The organism is Acinetobacter sp. P1(2025), assembly GCF_051390655.1.
In the GTDB taxonomy this organism is placed as follows: domain Bacteria; phylum Pseudomonadota; class Gammaproteobacteria; order Pseudomonadales; family Moraxellaceae; genus Acinetobacter; species Acinetobacter junii.
Window position 1 is genome coordinate 1 of sequence record NZ_JBPKBJ010000177.1, and the last position, 574, is coordinate 574.

The 574-nt window shown below is 36.9% G+C and carries 1 tRNA gene and 1 rRNA gene; both read right to left on the reverse strand.

What is annotated here, in order from left to right:
* A 23S ribosomal RNA gene (locus tag ACSC97_RS18255) occupies window positions 1-94 on the reverse strand; the annotation flags it as partial.
* A 380-nt stretch (window positions 95-474) separates the two neighbouring features.
* Window positions 475-550, reverse strand: a tRNA-Ala gene (locus ACSC97_RS18260).
* Window positions 551-574 lie beyond the last annotated feature (24 nt).

Here is a 574-nt window from a genome sequence, read left to right on the forward strand (position 1 = left end):
ATTTGCCGCCTCCCCGGAGCTTTTCGCAGGCTATCACGTCTTTCATCGCCTCTGACTGCCAAGGCATCCACCACATGCACTTAATTACTTGACTATACAACCCCAAACAGTCGTTAACACATACAAGTGAGTGTTATCGTTGCAAACTTAATTGCTACTGGTTTGTTGTCTGTGAATTTAATCACCATACAGCTTCAATCTAAATTCATATACCAAAACGCTTGATTCAGTGTTTTTGCTAGTTCTCAATATGTTTAAATCAATCAAATTACTTCGATCAACTTAAATTCTTGAGTGAACAATTTATTTCAGACTCAATTTTCTAATCTGTTAATGATTAACTACCACCTCGTCGGTGCGTAGTAAACTGTGATAAATCACAGAGATTAATAAACCAAGATCAATTACTTAATCTTTTTATTCATTAAACTCTATAATCTATTTAGCTCAGAATTAAATACTTCATTTAATTCATGGTGGAGACTAGGAGAGTCGAACTCCTGACCTCCTGCGTGCAAAGCAGGCGCTCTACCAACTAAGCTAAGTCCCCAGCTTTAATCATAATGAACGACAT